Origin of the sequence: Komagataeibacter sp. FNDCF1 (assembly GCF_021295335.1) — a bacterium.
GTDB lineage: Bacteria > Pseudomonadota > Alphaproteobacteria > Acetobacterales > Acetobacteraceae > Komagataeibacter.
In genome coordinates this window covers 2402501-2423195 of record NZ_JAIWOT010000001.1, presented here as the reverse complement: position 1 = coordinate 2423195, position 20695 = coordinate 2402501, and the positions used below count along the sequence as shown (strand labels likewise).

The 20695-nt window shown below is 64.5% G+C and carries 23 protein-coding genes (1 of these 23 only partly in view); 13 read left to right on the top strand and 10 right to left on the bottom strand.

Translation table 11 applies throughout. From position 1 onward, the window contains the following. Positions 1–29 precede the first annotated feature (29 nt). From LDL32_RS11490 to LDL32_RS11465, 6 genes are all read right to left on the bottom strand, one after another. On the bottom strand, positions 30–1547 hold the full coding sequence (locus tag LDL32_RS11490; protein WP_233067029.1) for an efflux transporter outer membrane subunit: 1518 nt from the start codon (positions 1545–1547) through the stop codon (positions 30–32). Between the two features lie 15 nt (positions 1548–1562). Further along, the gene (locus LDL32_RS11485; protein WP_233067027.1) at positions 1563–2474 is read right to left on the bottom strand and encodes an HlyD family secretion protein; all 912 of its coding nucleotides are present in this window, start codon (positions 2472–2474) and stop codon (positions 1563–1565) included. Positions 2475–2501: 27 nt separating this feature from the next. Continuing rightward, positions 2502–2696 (bottom strand): DUF1656 domain-containing protein, encoded by a 195-nt coding sequence (locus LDL32_RS11480; RefSeq protein WP_007397336.1) that lies wholly within the window; start codon positions 2694–2696, stop codon positions 2502–2504. Positions 2697–2904: 208 nt separating this feature from the next. Beyond that, positions 2905–3384, bottom strand: a complete 480-nt coding sequence (locus LDL32_RS11475) for a MarR family winged helix-turn-helix transcriptional regulator (RefSeq protein ID WP_233067025.1) — start codon at positions 3382–3384, stop codon at positions 2905–2907. Between the two features lie 182 nt (positions 3385–3566). Further along, positions 3567–3992 carry a hypothetical protein gene (locus LDL32_RS11470; protein ID WP_233067023.1) on the bottom strand — a complete coding sequence of 142 codons (426 nt, stop codon included), beginning with the start codon at positions 3990–3992 and terminating at the stop codon, positions 3567–3569. Positions 3993–4032: 40 nt separating this feature from the next. Beyond that, the gene (locus LDL32_RS11465; protein WP_233067021.1) at positions 4033–4290 is read right to left on the bottom strand and encodes a hypothetical protein; all 258 of its coding nucleotides are present in this window, start codon (positions 4288–4290) and stop codon (positions 4033–4035) included. Positions 4291–4391: 101 nt separating this feature from the next. Here LDL32_RS11465 and LDL32_RS11460 point away from each other — a divergent pair, with 101 nt between their 5' ends. From LDL32_RS11460 to LDL32_RS11440, 5 genes are read left to right on the top strand one after another with little or no spacing between them, the layout of a single operon-like run. After that, positions 4392–5504 carry an ABC transporter ATP-binding protein gene (locus tag LDL32_RS11460; RefSeq protein ID WP_233067020.1) on the top strand — a complete coding sequence of 371 codons (1113 nt, stop codon included), beginning with the start codon at positions 4392–4394 and terminating at the stop codon, positions 5502–5504. A gap of 46 nt (positions 5505–5550) precedes the next feature. After that, positions 5551–6582, top strand: a complete 1032-nt coding sequence (locus tag LDL32_RS11455; RefSeq protein ID WP_233067018.1) for an extracellular solute-binding protein — start codon at positions 5551–5553, stop codon at positions 6580–6582. 3 nt (positions 6583–6585) lie between these two features. Continuing rightward, a complete protein-coding gene (locus LDL32_RS11450) occupies positions 6586–7050 on the top strand; it encodes a hypothetical protein (protein ID WP_233067016.1) in 465 nt (154 codons plus the stop codon). A 36-nt stretch (positions 7051–7086) separates the two neighbouring features. Then, positions 7087–7575, top strand: a complete 489-nt coding sequence (locus tag LDL32_RS11445; protein ID WP_233067014.1) for a YcgN family cysteine cluster protein — start codon at positions 7087–7089, stop codon at positions 7573–7575. After that, the gene (locus tag LDL32_RS11440) at positions 7575–8297 is read left to right on the top strand and encodes a M48 family metallopeptidase (RefSeq protein WP_233067012.1); all 723 of its coding nucleotides are present in this window, start codon (positions 7575–7577) and stop codon (positions 8295–8297) included. The genes LDL32_RS11445 and LDL32_RS11440 overlap by 1 nt, the downstream gene beginning before the upstream one ends. Before the next feature lie 105 nt (positions 8298–8402). Here the strand turns inward: LDL32_RS11440 and LDL32_RS11435 are convergent, their stop codons facing one another. Then, positions 8403–9206 (bottom strand): NAD kinase, encoded by an 804-nt coding sequence (locus tag LDL32_RS11435; RefSeq protein ID WP_233067010.1) that lies wholly within the window; start codon positions 9204–9206, stop codon positions 8403–8405. Further along, entirely contained in the window at positions 9203–10054 is an 852-nt protein-coding gene (locus LDL32_RS11430; RefSeq protein WP_233067008.1) for a carbon-nitrogen hydrolase family protein, read from the bottom strand. Before LDL32_RS11430 ends, LDL32_RS11435 begins: the two co-directional genes overlap by 4 nt. Positions 10055–10195: 141 nt before the next feature. Here LDL32_RS11430 and LDL32_RS11425 point away from each other — a divergent pair, with 141 nt between their 5' ends. Next, on the top strand, positions 10196–11164 hold the full coding sequence (locus LDL32_RS11425) for a cation diffusion facilitator family transporter (protein ID WP_233067006.1): 969 nt from the start codon (positions 10196–10198) through the stop codon (positions 11162–11164). Here the strand turns inward: LDL32_RS11425 and serB are convergent. After that, the gene (gene serB / locus LDL32_RS11420) at positions 11154–12062 is read right to left on the bottom strand and encodes a phosphoserine phosphatase SerB (RefSeq protein ID WP_233067004.1); all 909 of its coding nucleotides are present in this window, start codon (positions 12060–12062) and stop codon (positions 11154–11156) included. The two genes, LDL32_RS11425 and serB, sit on opposite strands and share 11 nt — an antisense overlap. Here serB and miaA point away from each other — a divergent pair. From miaA to LDL32_RS11395, 5 genes are all read left to right on the top strand, one after another. Continuing rightward, on the top strand, positions 12061–13089 hold the full coding sequence (gene miaA / locus LDL32_RS11415) for a tRNA (adenosine(37)-N6)-dimethylallyltransferase MiaA (RefSeq protein WP_233067002.1): 1029 nt from the start codon (positions 12061–12063) through the stop codon (positions 13087–13089). The genes serB and miaA overlap by 2 nt on opposite strands. Before the next feature lie 69 nt (positions 13090–13158). Next, positions 13159–14982 (top strand): biosynthetic-type acetolactate synthase large subunit, encoded by a 1824-nt coding sequence (gene ilvB / locus LDL32_RS11410; protein ID WP_233067000.1) that lies wholly within the window; start codon positions 13159–13161, stop codon positions 14980–14982. Between the two features lie 114 nt (positions 14983–15096). Beyond that, positions 15097–15612 (top strand): acetolactate synthase small subunit, encoded by a 516-nt coding sequence (gene ilvN, locus LDL32_RS11405; RefSeq protein ID WP_233066998.1) that lies wholly within the window; start codon positions 15097–15099, stop codon positions 15610–15612. A 60-nt stretch (positions 15613–15672) separates the two neighbouring features. After that, a complete protein-coding gene (gene ilvC, locus LDL32_RS11400; protein WP_233066996.1) occupies positions 15673–16692 on the top strand; it encodes a ketol-acid reductoisomerase in 1020 nt (339 codons plus the stop codon). A 316-nt stretch (positions 16693–17008) separates the two neighbouring features. Beyond that, positions 17009–17719 carry a fumarylacetoacetate hydrolase family protein gene (locus tag LDL32_RS11395; protein WP_233066994.1) on the top strand — a complete coding sequence of 237 codons (711 nt, stop codon included), beginning with the start codon at positions 17009–17011 and terminating at the stop codon, positions 17717–17719. Positions 17720–17743: 24 nt separating this feature from the next. Here the strand turns inward: LDL32_RS11395 and LDL32_RS11390 are convergent, their stop codons facing one another. After that, positions 17744–17929 carry a hypothetical protein gene (locus LDL32_RS11390; protein ID WP_233066992.1) on the bottom strand — a complete coding sequence of 62 codons (186 nt, stop codon included), beginning with the start codon at positions 17927–17929 and terminating at the stop codon, positions 17744–17746. A 5-nt stretch (positions 17930–17934) separates the two neighbouring features. Between LDL32_RS11390 and LDL32_RS11385 the strand changes: the two genes are divergently transcribed. Further along, entirely contained in the window at positions 17935–18999 is a 1065-nt protein-coding gene (locus LDL32_RS11385; RefSeq protein WP_233066990.1) for an aldo/keto reductase, read from the top strand. A gap of 463 nt (positions 19000–19462) precedes the next feature. After that, a protein-coding gene (gene clpB / locus LDL32_RS11380; RefSeq protein ID WP_233066988.1) for an ATP-dependent chaperone ClpB crosses the window boundary here: on the top strand, positions 19463–20695 show its beginning. It continues 1371 nt past the right edge of the window; 1233 of the gene's 2604 nt are visible here — the first part of the coding sequence; the start codon lies at positions 19463–19465; its stop codon lies off the right edge, out of view.

The following is a 20695-nucleotide window of genomic DNA, read 5'->3' as shown; positions in this document are numbered from 1 at the left end:
TCCTGTGGCGCCCGGTCAAGGCGGGGATATTATTGCTGGAAAGCGCGGGCCAGCATGTTCTGTTTTTCAAGTGATACGGGCAGGGTCGTATTGGTCAGGGCAATGCCCTGCCAGCCTGCGCCCAGCGCCGTATAGAGGTTGATGGCGTCCTGCAGCCGTTCCAGCCGGGCCATGGCTTCGGCATTCTGGGCGTTCAGGGTTGTGCGTTCGGTGGTCAGCACTTCCAGGAACCCGACCAGACCCGCGGCATACAGCTTGCGGGCGCGCTCGCTGGCCAGGGCGCTGTCTTCGGCAGCCTTGGCCAGCAGTTCGGTGTGTTCCTCGTCATCATGCCACGCGGCCATCGCATCCTCGACTTCCTTGAAGCCGTTGAGAACGGACTGGCGATAGGCAAGACGGCTGGCCTCGGCCGCCGCCTGCGCCATGCGGATCTGGGACGTGTATTTGCCACCATGCATCAGCGGCAGGGAGGCCATCATCAGGAACTGCCAGCTCATGCCCCCCATCTGGAACACCTGGTACAGGGCCGATGCATTGGGGTTGAAGTTCAGCGGAATGGTGAAGTTGGGGTACAGCTGGGCCACCGCCACGCCAATCCGTGCCGTGGCTTCGGCATAAGTCCGCTCGGCCTTGCGGATGTCGGGCCGGTTGGCAATGACCATGGAGGGCATGGTCGACGGGAATTCCGGCACCGGCGGCAGCGGCTTGGCTACTTTCAGTTCCAGTTCCGACGTGCCTGGCATCTGGCCCATCAGTACGTCGATGGCATGCGTGATCTGGGAAATATGGGTTTTCAGCGGTTCGCGCGCCGCGGTCTGTGAATCCAGCTCCGCCTTGGCCTGCGCGATCTGCATGGTGTTGCCCACGCCTTCCAGGTACAGCCGGCTGGTCAGGTCATACGCATCCTGCGCCACGTGAATGTTGTTGTTCGCGATTTCCAGCCGCAGTTGCTGGTCGCGCAGCATCATGTAGTCACCGGCCAGTTCGGCCAGCATCATCACCATCACGCCACGACGGTCCTCGATCGATTCCTCGACCGCGCGGTTTTCGGCTTCCACGCTGCGGCGGATGCGGCCGAACACGTCAATCTGCCAGCTGGCGCTGAAACCATAGCCCAGGTAGGACGCCTGTGGATGGTTGACAGGGTTGCCGGGCCGCAGCGGCCAGTTGTCGATATTGATCGAATACCGCACGTCACCTGCGGATGCCTGCGTATCCACCTGCGGGTACCACTGCGATGCCTGCACGTCACGAATGGCGCGTTCCGCCATGATCCGCTGGCCCGCGACCTGCAGGTTGTAGTTACCCGCGATGGCCTTGTCGATGAGCTTGTCGAGTTCAGGATCCTTGAACAGATGCCACCACTGTTTCAGTTCCTTGTTGGTTTCCTCGATTTCCTCCGGGGTGGCGGCGTGGTCATCCTCGGTGAACTTGGCCGGTGGCTTCATCCGGTCGGGCTGGTAGCGGGGCCCCACCGTGCAACCGGCCAGGAAGATGGCCGATGTCAGCAGCAGGCCGGTCCGGCGGGTAACTGAATTGATGTTCATGATCGTGCCCGCGCCTTACAGGTGGTCTTGCAGCCATGTCGTCAGACGGCCGCGTTGGGTACGGGACTGGGGGCCCACGCTAATGGTTGCGGTCATGCCGGCCGCCAGCGTCACGCTGTCGGGCACGTGGTCCAGATGGATACGGACCGGAATACGCTGCGCCAGCCGCACCCATGTAAAGATCGGGCTCACATCCTGCAGGCCCAGCCCGTCGGGCCTGCCGTTCTGGTCATTGATACCACGTGCGATGCTGACCACATGGCCGGGCAGGATGTCCTTGTAGCCCATCAGCTTGACGCGTGCCTCGTCGCCCACATGCACGCCCCACATCTTCGTTTCCTCGAAGTAGCCGTTCACCCAGTAGGAATCGGAATCGATCACCGCCAGGCGGGCATGGCCCTCGGTCACGTAGTCACCCACCCGCAGGTTGAGGTTGGTGATGTTGCCGTTGACCGGGGAATACAGGATGGAGCGCTGCAGGTTCAGCTTGGCCAGGTCAAGGGCCGCGCGCGCCGCATCGACCGATGCGATCTGGGTCGCCACGTTCGAGTTGAAGACTTCCTGCTCTTCCGCCGAGACGATGCCACCCAGCCCCATACGGCGGCGTGCGTCATTCTGCTTGAGCTTCAGGTCCTCGAGCGCCCCGTCCAGCCTGGCCTGTGCCTCGCGGATCGCCAGACGGAAGCGTACGGGGTCAAGCACGAACAGCGGGTCGCCCCGGTGGACGAACTGGTTGTCGACCACGGGCAGTTGCACCACCGTGCCCGAGACTTCCGGCGCCACGTCAACAACATAGACGCGAACACGTCCGTCACGTGTCCAGGGGGCAATCATGTAGGTGTCCCATAAGGTGACGCCCATGACGATGGCCATCGTCACGACCGCCAGGGTCAGGACCACACGGATCAGGGTGCGCAAGAGAGGCATGGGGATTCTCGAACCTTTTTGGGACAGTCAGATGTACAGGATCATCAGGCAGAGGACGCAAGTGTATAGCGCAACCTCGAACAGGGCGAGATGCCAGAACCACTTCATGACGCCGCACCACCACAGCAGCGAGCGTAGCAGCATGGTGACAGGCAGCGCGGCCACGGCATAGACGACAATCGGTGCCATGAAGACACCGAACAGGTTGAATTCGCTCAGCATCAGGCGGTTCTCATTCCGAACGGTCCCGTTGAAGGAGGAGCAGGGGGCGACGGACTCCGCCGCCATCCGCCGCTATCTGTAGCGGACCGGGCGCGGGGACGAAACCGGCAATGGTACCAAAGTACGGAAGATCGCACACCCACGCGCGGCATGGCTGGCCCGTGCGCGGGCATGCTGACGGCGGGTGCGCGGGGAAAGGGGGCCGCGCTCATGGCTGGACCATGGTGCGGCCGGATTCGGGCGGCCTGGCACACAGATTGGCCTCGATCCGTTCAAAGACGGAATAGCAGGCCAGCAGTTCCGGCGTGGAAATGCCATGCAGCAGGCGGCTGGACACGGCTTCCACCGCATGGCGGACCTGGCGGGCGGTCCGTTCGCCCTTTTCCGTCAGGCGGACCAGCTTGGAGCGTTTGTCTTCGCTGTCGGGGGAACGGAACACCAGGTCACGGCGTTCCAGTACATCGAGCAGGCGGGCAACGGACGGGGCTTCGATCTCAAGCGCGCGCACAAGATCGGTCTGGCGCACGGGGGGCGGCAGCAGGCCAAGGTACAGCACGGGCCGCCATGTGGCTTCGGTCAGGCCATAGTCGCGCAGGTCATGGTCGACCTGCCGCCGCCACGCGGCTCCAAGCCGGGCAAGACGACGACCGAATGACAGTTCCTTCTCGTTGCGCTCCAAATCGGGCATTCTGTTCCGCCAGCGGGGACATACAGGTATTAAGCATACAAACCATTTGTGCGCTTAGTATATCCACAAGCTGCACGTTTCCAGAAAACGACAATGTGAGCCAATGCAATTTCAGCATGGATACTATCTGGCAATGACGTGGATCATCACCAGACAGCCTGTTGCGGTCGGGTTGTGGTGGTTTATCTGGCGCGACCGCGGAACAGGTTCCACAGCGCGCGACCGGTATGACGGGTCAGCGGGCCGGCCACCGTGGCCGCCACGGCGGACAGGGCAATGCTCTGCCGCAGTTCGTTCATGGCGTGTTCGCGTGCGAATCGGACACGGATTTCCTCCGGCGTCATGTAGGAGCGGCGGCCCATGACCAGCCCCATGAGAACCACCAGCACATCCGCGCCAAACACCACCGCCGCCGAGCCAAGGGCGCTGAAGCCGAAGGTCTGGTAGCACAGCGCCCACAGCAGCCCATGGCCGGAAATGACGGCAAAGAAGGCAAAAACCGCTGCCACAACCAGGAATGCGGCCTGACGCCCAAGACGGATCGCCATCAGTTTGCGTAGGGTCAGTTCCCCTTCGATGATGGTTTTACCGAGTTCGCCTATTCTCATGATGCTCGCATATCCTCTGGTTGCAGCAGGCTAGAATGCCTTATTTCGTTGCGCGGCCAAGAAAATACCCGATTACCGAGAAAATGGCGATAGCCACAAGCGAACGAGCGCGTGAACCGCCTTTCTTCGGGGCGTGCTCTTCCAGGCTTTCACGGGCCTGGCCCGCCAGTTTCTCGGCCTTGCTGGCCACATCGTGCAGGGCCTGCTTGCCATGCGTGTGCAGCAGGGTCTCGATGTGGGTTTTCAGGGCCTGCAGGTCTTCATGCGTTACATGCTTGACGGAATCGGTCTTGCTCATGGTCGTGTCCCTTTTACAGCGTATGAAACGGGTCATCCTCTGGTAAGGAGGTAACCATTGCTTATAACGCGTTCTCCCCCCAGTCAGGTTTCTGTTATCGCATGCCTCCTCTCTCATCTCGGCTGGTTGTCAACGCGCTCAGGGTGGTTCCCGATGCGCCGCCGCTGTCTTTTCATGCGGCGGCGGGTGCGTGCCTGGCGGTCGTGAATGACCATGCGGCCTGCCTTTCCACGCTGGCGGACGTGCTGGCGGGGCATGTGCCGACGCAGGGCGGCACGATCATGGTCGACGGACGTGACGAGACCGCCCTGCCGCCTGAACGCCGCAGCGGTGTCGTGGTGGGGTGGCGTGATCCGCTGTTCGCGCACATGTCCGTTCAGGCCAACCTTGCCTTCGGGCCGCGGGCGCGCGGCATGGAGTCGCAGGCGGTGGCGGCACGGGTGCGCGCCATTCTGGCCCTGCTGGGTCTGGACGGGCTGGAACAGGCGCGCCCTGCAGCACTGGAGCCCGAACAGGCGCTGCGTGTCATGATCGGGCGCGCGCTGGTGTCCGAGCCGCCCGTCCTGGTGCTGGATGATCCGTTCACCCCGCTTCCCCCCGCCGCCCGCACGGCCATGCGCCGTCTTGTGGGCAGGCTGGCGCGCGCGCGTGGCCTGTGCGTCGTGCTGCTGACGCGCGCGCGCTCCGACGCCCTGCTGCTGGGGGACATGATCGCCTACATGTCCGGTATGGAAATCGTGCAGCAGGGCACGGCGCTGGACCTGTTCGAACGCCCGGCCTGTGACCGGGTGGCCGCAGGCTTCGGCCATGCCAACAGCCTGACCGTACGCGTCGCCTGCGTGGAGGACGACGTGGCCCGCGCCCATCTGCCCGGTGGCCTGCCGGTGGAGGCCATGGCCATGCCCGGCGTGGTGGCCGACCGGCTTGCCACGCTGTGTATCCGCCCGGACCGGATCGCGGTCATGTTCCCCACCCGCGCGGGCATGGCGGTCGATGACCCGGATGCGCCGCCACTGCTGGAAGCCGTCCTGACCGACCTGCGGCAGATGGGCGATCACGTCCTGCTGCGTTTTCGCCTGGCGAACGGTGAGGAACTGCTTGCCCGCAGGCCGCCCACGCCCGCCCTGCAGCGTGTGGTTCCGGGTCAGACGGCGGTGTTGGCATGGCAGCCGGGGCAGGCAATTGCCTTTCCGTTCCGGGGTGAAATGGGGTAGCGTCCGGCCACCTGTCCGCCCATGCCTGAAAGACTGTTTCCTGTCCGTGTCCAAGCCCGTGCCCCGCAGCCCTGTCCGTTGCCTCCTGTCCTGCCTGCTTGCCGCCGTTGCCAGCCTGTCGGTGGCGCAGGCTGCCCCCGCCCATGGTGTGACGCGGGCGCGGCACAGGTCCGCCCTGGTCGTGGCAGGGGCGGAGTCGCATCTGGAGCAGGCGCAGGATGCCGCCTTCTTCCAGCCCTTCGTCCGCGCATCGGGCCAGCCGGTCACGCACCGGACATGGGATGGCAGCCTGCCCGAACTGGACCGTCACGGCCTGCATGCGCCCACGGGGGCCACATGGTCGCTTGTCTTCGCGGAAGACAGCACCATCCGCGCCGCCTGCATGGCGGGGCTGGTCGTGCATCTGGCGGGCAGCGCCACCAACCCCGATGGCTGTGGCGTGCCCGGCCTGACCACGCAGGTGGTCGTGGCGTGGGACCGGACATGGCGGCAGGTGGCGCCGCGCTGGGGTGACTTCTGGGATGTCGTGCGCTTTCCGGGCAAGCGTGGCCTGCGCCGTGACCCGCGCACCACGCTCGAGATCGCGCTGATGGCCGACGGCGTGCCGCCGCAGGACATCTATGCCCAGCTTGCCACCGATGCGGGCGTGGACCGCGCCTTTCGCAAGCTGAGCCAGTTGCGGCCTTACATAACATGGTGGTCCACCCCGGCGGAGGCCGCCAGCATTCTCGCCCGCGGACAGGTACTCATGAGCAGCGCGCCCGGTGATGCGGTCATGGCGTCACCCGTGCATGGCCGCCAGGACATTGGCGTCAGTGCCGACATGGCGCTGTCCTATGGCCTGTCATGGGGTGTCGTGGCCGGACAGGTGGCGGGCAGGCTTGGCCAGTCGCGCGACCTGCTGCATTTCATTGTCCAGCCGGACCGGCAGGCGGCCTTCGCGGCCAGCTATTCCGCTATCGTGCCGCCTGATGCCGGGCAGCCCGCCAGGGTGCTGCCCATGGATCCGCAGTTCTGGCAGGCGCATTACACCAGCCTGTCACACCGCTTCGATATCTGGCTGCGGGGGGCGGGCTGACCGATGCTGCCTGTGCTGACGGGGCGGCCCGCGGGCCTGCTGGCGCTGGATGGCGCCTGCACGGGACTGGGGCTGGTGCTGGCCTGCCTGCTTGTATTGTGGATGGAGGTCATGCTGCGCGGTGCGTGGCCACAATGGTGCGTGGTGCTGCGTGGACTGATGCTGGCCTGCGCGCTGCCGGGGCTGGGGCTGGCCGTCTGGTGGCCCACCATGCTGCGGGGCGCGGGTGGTGCGGGGTGTATGGTGCAGGGTATGCTGCTTGCCCCTGCCGCCATGTGGCTGCTGCTGCGGGTGCTCCAGCGTATCCCGCCCGGCCTGTCGCGCACGGCCGGCGGGCTGGGGGCGGATGCGTGGACTCGGCTGCGCCTGCTGTGGCTGCCGCTGCTGGGTGGCCCGCTGGCGGCCGGGGCTGCCTGCTGTGCCGGCATGGTCATGCTCTGCGCCATGGCTGCGGCGGCATGGCGGTAAGATGTTTTATGGACTGGACATGTCAGGACCACGACCATGACCGATGAGACCCGACCCTTCTGGGAGACAACGCCGCTCGAACGGATGACCCGCCCGCAATGGGAGTCGGTCTGTGACGGGTGTGGTCGGTGCTGCCTGCACAAGCTGCGTGAGGACGAGACGGACGAGGTGCTGTTCACCGATGTCGCCTGCCGCCTGCTGGATACCGGAACCTGCCAGTGCAGCGATTATGCCCACCGCCAGCGCCGCGTGCAGGATTGCATCACGCTGACGGCGGAAAAGCTGGTGGATATCGACTGGCTTCCCCCCACATGCGGCTACGTGCTGCTGCGTGATGGCGAGCCGCTGCCCTGGTGGCACCCGCTGGTGTCCGGCACGCCCGAGACGGTGCATGAGGCCGGGATATCCGTCAGCGGCCGTGTGGTGAGTGAACGCCATGCGGGCATGCTGGAGGACCATGTGATCGACTGGCCCGGTGAAGCGCCCCGGGGTGCGTTCTGCCGCACGCGGCCCACGCGGCGCTGATGGCGGACGGCACCGCTCCGGGCAGCAGTGTGGAGGTCGTGCCCATCGCATCGGGTACGGTCACGGTGCGGTGGCGGTCTTCACGACAGGCGCGGCGGATTTCCATGCGGATCGACCCGCGCAGCGGGCATGTCATCATTACCCTGCCGCGCGGCGCGCGCAGGGCGGACGGGCTGGCGCTGCTGCGGGCGCATTCGGCCTGGGTGGCGGCGGGGCTGTCACGCCTGCCGCCTGCCGCCGAACTGCGTGATGGCGGTCAGGTCCTGCTCGATGGCCGGGCCCGCGAGATCCGCCACTGTCCCGACGGGCGGCGGGGTGTGTGGCTGGAGGACGGCAGGCTGCATGTCAGCGGGGCGCAGGATTTCATCGCCCGCCGCGTCGGCGCCTACCTGCGCGCGCAGGCGCAGGTGCTCCTGCCCGCCCGGCTTGGCATCCAGGCGGAACAGGCCGGCCTGCACCCCACGCAGGTCAGGCTGCGCGATACGAAAAGCCGGTGGGGTAGCTGTTCATCCGATGGTTCCATCATGCTGTGCTGGCGGCTGGTTATGGCCCCGCAGGAGGTGCAGCACTATATCATCGCCCACGAACTGGCCCATCTGCGCCATATGAATCATGGTCCGGATTTCTGGCTGCTGGTCGATGAACTGACCCCCCACCGTCGCCAGGCCGAGAAATGGCTGCATACCCACGGCGCCAGCCTGCACCGGATGGTCCCGGCCTGAAATGACAAGGAATGGAATTTTTTGGGTGCCGCCTTATTTCAAGAAGGCGGCGGTCTTTGGGGCTTTTTGAAAAAAGCTTCACCAAAAACTTTTCATCGTTTTACTTCAGGCGGTGAACTGCTCGGCAATGATCCGTTCGGACAGGCTCTGCCCGGGGTCGAACAGCACGGTGGTGTGCAGTTCGCGCGCTTCGGTAATCTTGACGGAAACCACGTCACGCACTTCGGTAAAATCGGCCACGGCGGCGACGGGGCGCTTGTCGGTCTCCAGTATGTCAAAACGCACCTGCGCCGTTGATGGCAGCAGCGCCCCGCGCCACCGGCGCGGGCGGAAGGCGCTGATGGGGGTCAGCGGCAGCAGGTTGGCCGATAGCGGCACGATCGGCCCATGGGCGGACAGGTTGTAGGCCGTGGACCCCGCCGGGGTGGAGATCAGCACCCCGTCGCATATCAGTTCGGACAGGCGTACGCGTCCGTCCACATTGATGCGGATCTTGGCCGCCTGCCGTGTCTGGCGGAACAGGAACACATCATTGAGCGCCAGGGCAGGGATGCAGGCGCCATCGCGTGTCGTGGCCTCCATGCGCAGCGGGTGCAGGATGGCCACCTGCGCTGCGGCCAGGCGTTCGGGCAGGTTGTCGGGCACGGCGGGATTCATGAGAAAACCCACAGTGCCGCAGTTTATCCCGTATACCGGCAGCGGCTGCCCCAGCGTGGCATGGAGCATTTCCAGCATGAAGCCATCGCCCCCCAGGCAGATCAGCGCATTCGCGTCCGCCATGTCGTACTGGCCATACCGTTCCACCAGCCGGGCCAGCCAGGTCTGCGCACTTTCGTTGGGGGCGGCGCGAAAGCACAGCCTGGTGGGGATGTACCCATCGGTCCAGCCGGGGTACGACATCTCGCTCATGGCGTGTGGATGGACAGGCGATGATGGGACATGACCGGCATGCGTTCGCGAATGCTGTCCACGACCCCGCGTTCCAGCCGCGCCGTGCTCCAGCCCGGTCCGTCCGATACCTGGGCCACGATGGTCCCCCACGGGTCGATGATCATGGAATGGCCATAGGTGCGGCGCTTCTGGCCGTTTTCATCCAGATGGGTGCCGGTGGTGCCGCAGGCGACCATCCAGCACTGGGTCTCGATCGCGCGGGCGCGCAGCAGCGTTTCCCAGTGGGCAAGCCCGGTCTCGACGGTAAAGGCGGCGGGAACCAGCAGCACGTTGGCCCCGCGTGCGCGCAGGGCATGGAACAGGGCGGGAAAGCGGATATCGTAGCAGATGGCCAGCCCTGCCGTAAGATCGGCGGAAAGGGGGACGGTCACGATGTCCGAACCGGGTTCGTAGGTATTGCTTTCCCGGTAGCCTTCCCCGCCGGGTGTGGTCATGTCGAACAGGTGGATCTTGCGGTAGCGCGCGCGTTCCTGGCCCGTGGCGTCAAACAGGAGCGTGGTGTTGAGCAGCCTGTCGCCATGCCGCTCCCCGATCGAGCCGCCATGCAGGATGATGCCCAGTTCACGCGCCATGCCGGACAGGAAGCGGTACAGCGGCCCGGCCTGCCCCGTGGCGCCAGGCGCGGGCAGGGTTTCGGCGGCGGCGAATTTCATTTCGCGTGTGCCGCCCAGGCAGCTCCACATTTCGGGCAGGATGACAAGATCGGGCTTGTCCGCGCTGACGGCGGCCGTAACCAGCGCGCGGGCATGTTCCATATTCTCGGGCGCGGAGGCGCCGGGCGCCATCTGGATGACAGTGGTGCGCATCGGGACAGATACTCCGTGGATGATGCCCAGACCATAGGACAGGCGGCCCCGCGCCCGCAACCGGCGCCTCATGCGCGTGCGGCCTGTTAAAAGCGGTGGCGGGCGGATAGGATGGGCGCGGACCTCGTATTGAAAAAATCAATGGCACATTCCTCATCTTCCCGAACCGTCATCTTTGCGGCCCTTGGCGGCAACCTGCTTGTGGCCGCCACCAAATTCGGTGCCGCCTTCCTGACCGGCAGCGCCTCGATGCTGAGCGAGGCCATCCATTCCCTGATCGATACCGGCAACCAGGGCCTGCTGCTGGTCGGCATGCGGCGCGCCACCCGCCCGGCCACGGCCATGCACCCGTTTGGCTACGGGCTGGAACTGTATTTCTGGACCTTTGTGGTGGCCCTGCTCATTTTCGGGCTGGGGGCGGGTGTTTCCCTCTATGAGGGGATCATCCACATCATCCATCCCCAGCCGGTGGCGCATGTGCTGGTCAATTATGCCGTGCTCGTGGCCAGCATCGTGTTCGAGGGGTCGGTCTGGCTGCTGGCGCTCCGGGCCTTCCGCAAGGAGGGCAAGGGCCGGCGCGGCTGGGTGGAGGCGGTGCAGATGAGCAAGGACCCCACGGTCTTTACCGTCCTGTTCGAGGACACGGCGGCGCTGGGCGGCCTGGCCGTGGCGCTTGTGGGCAATATCCTGTCAGAAGTGCTGGACATGCCGGTGCTCGATGGCGTGGCGTCCATCATCATCGCATGCATTTTGGCGGTCACGGCGACATTCCTGGCACGCGAATCCCAGTCGCTGCTGACGGGGGAGGGTGTCGCGCCGGAGGTTCTGGCCGCCTTGCGCCGCATGGCGCTGGCGGCGCAGGGGGTGGAGCGGCTCAATGAAATCCGCTCCATGCATTTTGGCCCGCGGGACGTGCTGGTGGTGATCAGCCTGGATTTCCGCAATGACCTGACGGCGGGGCAGGTGGAAATCGTGGTCAGCGCGCTGGAACACCAGATCAAGCAGACCTATCCCGAAGTCACCCGCGTCTTCATCGAGGCACAGGACAGCCGCGCCCAGCCCACCAGCCGGGCCAGCACGGCCGCCACGGGGGGTGCGCCTACGCCGTGACGAATTCCGCTGCCCGGTAGCCCTGGGCAAACAGCAGGGTGCGCAGCGTGGTGTGGTTGACCTGGCTTGCAATCTCGCGCCGGACAGTGGGCTTGGCATGGAAGGCAATGCCCGCCCCCGCCACCCGCAGCATGGCCAGGTCATTCGCGCCATCACCCGTGGCCATGGCGTCATCCATGTCCAGCCCGCCTTCCTTCACCAGCCGTTCCAGATGGGCAAGCTTGGCGTCCGGCCCCAGAATGGGCAGCCCTACCGTGCCGGTCAGCGTATCACCCTGTGCCAGCAGGGTGTTGGCGTGGTTTTCATCGAAGCCGCATAGTGCCGCCACCCGGCTGGTAAAGAAAGTGAACCCGCCGGAAACAAGCGCCGTGCGCGCGCCAGCGGCCCGCATGGTCCGGACAAGTTCCAGCGCGCCGGGATTGAGCCGCACATCCCGCCATGCCCGTTCCAGCAGGTCCGTGGACAGGCCACGCAGCAGCGCCACGCGTTCGCGCAGGGCGGCTTCGAATTCGATTTCCCCGTTCATCGACCGGCGCGTGATTTCGGCAATCTGCGCGCCGATGCCGGTATGGGCCGCGATGTCATCCAGCGTTTCGCAATTGACGATGGTGCTGTCCATGTCCGCCACCAGCAGCCGCTTGCGGCGGTTGTGGCCCGGCGTTACCAGCACATCCAGCCCGCGCCCGGCAAAGACCGCGCGCAGGGCGCCGATATCCGGGTTGTCCCATGTTTCGGGCGCGGGGCAGGCGATCTCGACAGCTTCCCCTTCCGAAAGGGTAATGGGGGCCGCCCCCCGCACCAGGTCGCGCGCGGCACGGATATCGACCGGGGTAAGGGATGTGGCGTCACGCGCGGCCACCAGTACAAGGGTATGGGTAAGGGAAGGGGAATCAGCCATGGGGTCCGGATACAACAGGGTTGGGACAGGCACGCCTCCGCCGGGGGGGCGTGTGGCGCTGATCGTGGCGGGTCCGACCTGTTCGGGCAAGTCCGCACTTGCGCTGGCGCTGGCGCAGCGGGTGAAGGGTACCATCATCAATGCGGATTCGATGCAGGTCTACCGCGACCTGCGTATCCTGACCGCCCGCCCCGGCCCGCAGGACGAAGCCCGTGTGCCCCATGCGCTGTATGGCGTGCTGCCCGCCGCCCGGACCGGCAGTGTGGCGTGGTGGCGCGAACAGGCCATGGCGTGTGCGCACGCGGCGTGGGACGCGGGGCGGGTGCCGGTATTCTGTGGCGGGACGGGAATGTATTTCCGCGCGCTGACCGACGGGCTGGCCGATATTCCCCAGCCGCCCGATGCCATCCGTGCCCGCGCGCGCGCCATGGTGGAGCATCTTGGGCCGGAGGGAGCGCACGCCGAACTGCGCACGCTTGATGCCGGGACGGCGGCCACCGTGCGCCCCACCGATGGCCAGCGCATTGCCCGTGCGCTGGAGGTGCGTCTGGCCACCGGCCACGGGCTGGCGTGGTGGCGGCGTGAAGCGGTACTGCCGCCCCTTGCCGCGCGCTTTATCGCCATACGCCTGCATCCGCCGCGTGAGGCACTGCGCGCCGCCATAGCGCGGCGCTTCCATGCCATGGTGGAACAGGGCGCGCTGGATGAAGTGGCCCATCTGCTGGAACAGGGCCTGCCCCCCGACCTGCCCGCCATGCGTGCCCATGGCGTGCCCGAACTGGCTGCCATGCTGCGCGGCACGATGACACTGGCGGATGCCACCGCGCGGGCGATCACGCTGACCGGGCAGTACACGAAGCGGCAGGCCACATGGTTCGCCCATCACGCGCTGGCACGGCCTGCGGACACGCTGGTGCAGGAAAAACGCTTCGAAATACACCCCGATGCGCAACAAATGGAAAGATGTGAGAAGAAAATCATTTCTTTTGTTATGAATGGCATTGACGCAGCCCCGGGGTTTCCGTAAACCCGGCCCCGGATTTCGCCATTGATGGCAGGCCGGTTGTCCCGGTCTCCCTGGCGAAGGAGCAGGAACATGAACGCAGCATCGCACCAGACTGATCTGAAGCCTCACACCAGGGATACGGACGCATCGGCTGTCCTGAGCGGTGCCGAAGTGCTTCTGCGCGTCCTGGGCGAGCAGGGGGTCGAAGTCATCTTCGGTTATCCCGGCGGCGCGGTCCTGCCCATTTATGACGCACTTTTTCGCCAGAACGCGATTCGCCATGTGCTGGTCCGCCATGAGCAGGCGGCCGTGCATGCGGCGGAAGCCTATGCCCGTTCCACCGGCAAGGTGGGCGTGGTGCTGGTCACCAGCGGCCCCGGCGCCACCAATACGGTGACGGGCCTGCTGGACGCCATGCTGGACTCGATTCCCGTGGTCTGTTTCTCCGGTCAGGTCGGCGTGCCGCTGATCGGCACCGATGCCTTTCAGGAGGCGGACACCACGGGCATCACCCGCCCGGCCACGAAGTACAATTATCTCGTGCGCCACGCGGATGAGATCGCACCCAGCGTGCATGAAGCCTTTCACATCGCGCGCAGCGGCCGCCCCGGCCCGGTGCTGGTCGACCTGCCCAAGAACCTGATGGTCGGCCCCGCACCCTATGTGGCGCCACCGCGTGCGCCGCATCCGTCCTATCATCCGCAGACCGAGCCGGGGCGTGATGCGATCTCGCGCGCCGTGGCCGCCATGAAGGGCGCGCGCCGGCCGCTGTTCTACACCGGTGGTGGCATCATCAATGCCGGGCCGGAAGCATCGGTGGCGCTGCGCAGGCTGGTGGAGAAGACCGGCTTTCCATGCACCTCCACGCTGATGGGGCTGGGGGCGATGCCCGCGGGGGACCGGCGCTTCCTGGGCATGCTGGGCATGCACGGCACGTACGAGGCCAACATGGCCACCCATGACTGTGACGTGCTGATCGCACTCGGCTCGCGCTTTGATGACCGGGTGACCGGGCGGCTGGACGCGTTCTCGCCCGGTTCGTTCAAGATCCATGCCGATATCGACCCCAGCCAGATCAACAAGATCGTGCGCGTAGATGTGGGAATCGTGGGGGACGCGCGGCGTGTGATCGAGATGATGCTGGAGGAGTGGGACTGCACCCCCGCCAATACCAGCCAGCCCATCGACATGGCGCAGTGGTGGCACCAGATCAACGAATGGCGCAAGCGCGACAGCCTTGGCTTCGTGCAGGACATGGCGCCGGATGCGATCATCCGCCCGCAATACGCCATCCGCCGCCTGCATGAACTGGCGACCGCCACCGGGCGCGACACCTATGTCTCGACCGAAGTGGGGCAGCACCAGATGTGGGCCGCTCAGCATTTCGGTTTTGACAAACCCAATCGCTGGCTGACCTCGGGCGGTCTTGGCACCATGGGGTATGGGCTGCCTGCGGCCGTGGGCGCGCAGATCGCCCATCCCGATGCGCTGGTGATCGATATTGCGGGGGAAGCCTCCACGCTCATGAACATTCAGGAACTGTCCACCATCGCGCAGTACCGCCTGCCGGTTAAGGTGTTCATCCTGAACAACCAGTACATGGGCATGGTGCGCCAGTGGCAGGAACTGCTGCACGAATCGCGCTATTCCGAAAGCTACAGCGCGGCACTGCCCGATTTCGTGAAACTGGCGGAAAGCTTCCATGGTCGCGGCCTGCGTGCGACGTGCGTGGGTGAACTGGATGGCGTGATTGCCGAAATGCTGGCCCATCCGGGTCCGGTAGTGGCGGATATCTGCGTTGCGCAGGATGAAAACTGCTATCCCATGATCCCGTCCGGGGCGGCGCATAACCAGATGCTCCTTGGCCCCGGGGAGGATGACGAGATCAGCGCGGAAGGCCGCATGCTGGTCTGACCCGCCCCCGATGCCGCGGGCGGCGCTGGCCGCCGCTGCGCCCTTCTCCTTTCCTGCCACCTCTGCATGGACAAGCATGCGCGGTGGCACTTTCAGCAGTCAGGAAACATGATCATGACCACGCAGCAGGAGAGCCCGGTCTCCGCGGTCATTTCCATTCAGGTCGAGAATGAAAGCGGTGCGCTGGCGCGTGTCATCGGCCTGTTTTCCGGTCGTGGGTACAATATCGAGAGCCTGACCGTGGCCCCGGTTGATGAAACCCGCCGCCAGTCGCGCATCAACATTGTCACCACCGCGACCCCGCGCGTGCTGGAGCAGATCCGCGCGCAGGTGGAGCGGCTGGTGCCGGTGTACCGCGTATCGGTCATGACGGCGCACGAACCGCATGTGGCGCGTGAGATGGCGCTGGTGAAAGTGATTGCCAGCGGGGAGCGCCGGGCCGATGCGCTGCGTATCGCGCAGGCTTTCCGCGCCCATCCGGTTGATGCCTCGGCCACGTCCTTTGTCTTTGAGCTGACCGGCGCGACCGACAAGCTCGATGCGTTCATCGACCTCATGCGCCCGCTCGGCCTGGCCGAAGTGTCGCGCACGGGTGTCGCCGCCATCGCCCGGGGTGCCGCGATCCTGTAAGGGGACGCCGGGCTTTATCTTTCCATACGTCTTTTTCGTTTTATTCCAAGGAGCAAGACCATGCGCGTCTATTATGATCGCGATGCCGATGTGAACCTGATCAAGAGCAAGAAGGTGGCCATCATCGGTTACGGCAGCCAGGGCCATGCCCATGCCAACAACCTCAAGGATTCCGGCGTGACCGACATCGTGGTCGGCCTGCGCCCCGAGTCCACCGCCGTAGCCAAGGCCGAGGCCGCCGGCTTCAAGGTGATGAGCCCGGCCGACGCCGCCAAGTGGGCGGACGTGGTGATGGTGCTGACGCCGGATGAAGGCCAGGGCGCGCTGTACAAGGAATCGCTGGAAAAGAACCTCAAGCAGGGTGCGGCCCTTGCCTTCGCCCATGGCCTGTCCATCCACTTCCGCATCATCGAGGCCCGTCCCGACCTGGATGTGTTCCTGATCGCGCCCAAGGGTCCCGGCCACACCGTGCGTTCCGAATACCAGAAGGGTGGCGGCGTGCCGTCGCTGGTTGCCGTGGCGCAGAACGCTTCGGGCAATGCGCTGGAAATCGCGCTGTCCTATGCATCGGCCAATGGTGGCGGGCGCGCGGGCATCATCGAGACGACCTTCAAGGAAGAAGTCGAGACCGACCTGTTTGGTGAGCAGGCCGTGCTGTGCGGTGGTCTGGTCGAACTGATCCGCGCCGGTTTCGAGACGCTGGTTGAAGCGGGCTACGCGCCGGAAATGGCCTATTTCGAATGCCTGCACGAAATGAAGCTGATCGTGGACCTGATCTACGAAGGCGGCATCGCGAACATGAACTACTCCATCTCCAACACGGCGGAGTATGGTGAATACGTGTCCGGCCCGCGCGTGATCACGCCGGAAACCAAGGTCGAGATGAAGAAGATCCTGACCGACATCCAGGACGGCACGTTCGTGCGCAACTTCATCCTGGAAAACCAGTCCGGCAACATCGGCTTCAAGGCGACCCGTGCGCGCAACAACGAGCACCAGATCGAGAAGGTGGGCGAGAAGCTGCGTGGCATGATGTCATGGATCGGCAAGAACAAGCTGGTCGACAAGGCCCGCAACTGAAATACCGGCCCGAATAACGGGTGATAAAAGTTTCCGGGTGCTGCCTTTTTCCAAAAAGGCGGTATTGCCCAGAGCTTTTCTGACAGAAGCCATGCCGGAAACGTCCTTGCTGATTTGCGGGACGTGTCAAAGGCGGGCTTTCGGGGTGGTCTTTCGCTCCCGACCCGATCGGGTGGCGGTGGGCCATCCCCCTGTACTTGCGCCAGCCGGACATGTTCCGGCTGGCGTTTTTTTTATGTCTGCCGGTGGCGCGCACGCCTGTATTTGCCGTGACAGCGGCGGGCAACGGGTGCCACCATGCGCCACCGAAAAGAACATGAAGGAGCGCCGTACCGTGACGGATTACGTGATTCCCCCCTACAGCCTACCCATCGTGCCAGTGGAGGGGAGTAAGGGCGTCTTTCCTGTCAGGCGGATATGGTGTGTCGGACAGAACTATGCCGCCCATGCGCGCGAGATGGGCGGCAACCCCGAACGCTCCGACCCTTTTTTCTTTTCCAAGCCGGGGGATGCGGTGGTGCCCGGCGGTGGCCTGCTGTCTTTTCCGGTCAGTACGTCCGACCTGCACCACGAAGTGGAATTGGTGGCTGCCATCGGGCGTGATGGCCATGACATTCCGGTGGAAAAGGCGCTGGCCCACATATACGGCTACGCGGTCGGCCTGGACATGACGCGCCGTGACCTGCAGGCTGTGGCCAAGAAAGCGGGGCGGCCGTGGGATCTGGCCAAGGGATTTGATCAGTCCTGTCCCATCTCGTCCATCGTGCCCGTATCGTCCATCGGCCATCCCGAGCGCGGCGCCATTACGCTGAGTGTGAATGGCGAACCCCGGCAGAAGGGCGATCTGCTGGACATGATCTGGTCGGTTGCGGAAATCATTTCTGCCCTGAGCCGTTTCGTATCCCTCGCGGCGGGCGACCTGATCATGACCGGCACCCCTTCGGGCGTGGGCCCGGTCCGGCGTGGCGACGTGCTGCATGCAAGCTGCGCCGGGGTGGGCGAACTGAATGTGACCTATACCGGCTGAGGCCGTGCGCCAGCGGCGGCACCATCAGGCTGTCCGTGCGCCGCGTGATGGGGGGCTGCCAGCGGGGTACTGGCTGCGTCCGCATGCGTGGCCTGTCGCACGCATCACGTGCTGCCCGCAGCGGATCATGGCCACCGGGTACATGCCCTGCCCACCCATGGGCGGGCAGGAATGCAGGGGCGCGCCAGCCCCTTCTGTCAGAGGAGACAAGAATTATGCAGTATCGTCAGCTTGGCCGTTCCGGCCTGCGGATTTCGGCTTTTACACTGGGAACCATGACATTCGGCGGCAAGGGGAATTTTGCCAAGACCGGCAATACCGATCTTGCCGGGGCAACCCGCCAGATCGACCTGTGCATCGATGCCGGGATCAACATGTTCGATACGGCGGATATCTATTCAACCGGCGTGTCGGAAGAGATTCTGGGTGCTGCCCTCAAGGGACGCAGCGATGACGTGATGGTCACGACCAAGGCGCGCTTCAACATGGGGCCGGGTGCCAATGACGCGGGTCTGTCGCGCTTTCATCTTGTCAGTGCGTGCGAGGCCAGTCTGAAGCGTCTGGGCCGTGATCATATCGACCTGTATTACCTGCATGAATGGGATGGCCAGACCCCGCTGGATGAAACGCTGGAAGCCCTGGATACCCTGACCCGCGCGGGCAAGATCCGTTATGCCGGGGTTTCCAACTTCTCGGCATGGCATATCATGAAGGCGCTGGGCACGGCGGAGCGCAACCGTCTGATCGCCCCCGTGGCGCAGCAGATCTATTATTCCCTTCAGGCACGCGAGGCGGAGTACGAACTCCTGCCCGTGGCTCTTGACCAGGGTATTGGTGTGCAGGTGTGGAGCCCGCTGGCCGGCGGCCTGCTGTCCGGCAAGTACCGCCGTGGCAAGCCGCAGCCCGAAGGCACGCGCCAGATCGAGAAATGGGGCGAACCGCCGGTATATGATACCGAGAAGCTGTACGATGTGGTGGAAGTGCTGGTCAGCATTGCCGAAAGCCGTGGCATTTCCGCAGCCCAGGTGGCGCTGGCCTGGGTGGCGCAGCGGCCCACCATTACATCCGTCATTATCGGTGCCCGGACCGAGGCACAGCTGGTTGATAACCTCAAGGCCATTGAGCTGAGCCTGACTGCGGAGGAAATCAGCCGTCTTGACGAAGCCAGCGCGCCACCGATCCTCTATCCCTTCTGGCATCAGGCCAGCACGGCGTCGGACCGTCTTTCCGCAGCCGACCTGCTGCTGCTGGGGCCGACACTGGCGGAAAGAAACAAGTAAAAACCGCCATAAAATCGGAAAGAAGTTCCTGGTGAAGCTTTTTTCAGAAAGCTTCAGGGAACGCCGCCTTTGTAAAAAAGGCAGTACCCAGAAACTTTTATTTTTTATCAAGGGTTTGTGGGAATCTGGTTTTTCCATTCAACCGTCCCTCTTTAATATGGAGGGGCGGTTGCCCCGCAGGCGCCGCATACCGCTGGGCGAATGGCCGTTGCGCCAATAAGGCACGGCAATATTGACCTGGATCAAGGTTGAAAACCCACCCCCGATGATCAGCTATCCACAGGTTCACATCGCCCATGACCCCATGCGCGCGACAGGAGACAGGGGAAGGAAATCACGCCCGATATCTTGTAATAACATCCAGTTGATCCCATCTGGAATCCAGCGCCATGCCGTTGCCTGTTGAGGGACGGCCAAGGGCGAAACCTTTTTTGTCGCCTGATCGAGAGGGACGGGAAAACATATGAACATCGAGAAGTTTACAGAACGGTCGCGCGGTTTCCTGCAGGCTGCACAGACCATTGCCATGCGGGATTACAACCAGCAGCTGACGCCGGAGCATCTGCTCAAGGCCCTGCTGGATGATGATCAGGGGGCGGCATCTTCCCTCATCCGCGCGGCTGGCGGGCAGGTGCCTGCCATTACGGCCGCCAATGACGCAGCCCTTGCCAAGCTGCCCAAGGTGCAGGGCAGCGGCGCGGGTCAGCCTGCGGCCACGGGTGAACTGGTGCGCCTGCTGGATGGCGCCGAACAGGCCGCCCAGAAGGCGGGTGACGAATACGTGGCGCAGGACCGCCTGCTGGCCGCCATTGCCACATCCGAGACCCCGGCCGGCCAGGCCCTGCGCGCGGGCGGTGCCACGCCACAGGCGCTGGAAAAAGCCATTGCCACAATCCGCAAGGGACGCACCGTGGATAGCGAAAACGCAGAAGCCAATTTTGACGCGCTGAAGAAATATGCGCGTGACGTGACCGAGGTGGCGCTTCAGGGCAAACTGGACCCCGTGATCGGCCGTGACGAGGAAATCCGCCGCGCCATTCAGGTCCTTGCCCGCCGCAGCAAGAACAACCCCGTCCTGATCGGTGAGCCGGGTGTGGGCAAGACCGCCATCGTCGAAGGGCTGGCGCAGCGTATCGTCAATGGTGATGTGCCCGAGGCCCTGAAGAACAAGAAGCTGCTCTCGCTCGACATGGGCGCACTGGTCGCTGGCGCGAAATTCCGGGGTGAGTTCGAGGAACGTCTCAAGGCAGTGCTCAAGGAAATCGAGTCCGCCGAAGGCCAGATCATCCTGTTCATCGACGAGATGCATACCCTTGTGGGTGCGGGTCGCAGCGATGGCGCGATGGATGCCTCCAACCTCATCAAGCCCGAACTGGCCCGTGGCGTACTGCACTGCATCGGTGCGACGACGCTGGATGAATACCGCAAGTATATTGAGAAGGATGCGGCCCTCGCCCGCCGGTTCCAGCCGGTCTATGTGGGTGAGCCGACGGTGGCCGACACGATTTCCATCCTGCGCGGGATCAAGGAAAAATACGAACTCCATCACGGTATCCGTATTTCCGATGGCGCGCTGGTTGCGGCGGCAACCCTGTCCAACCGTTACATCACCGACCGCTTCCTGCCTGACAAGGCCATCGATCTGGTGGATGAGGCCGCAAGCCGCCTGCGCATGCAGATCGACAGCAAGCCCGAG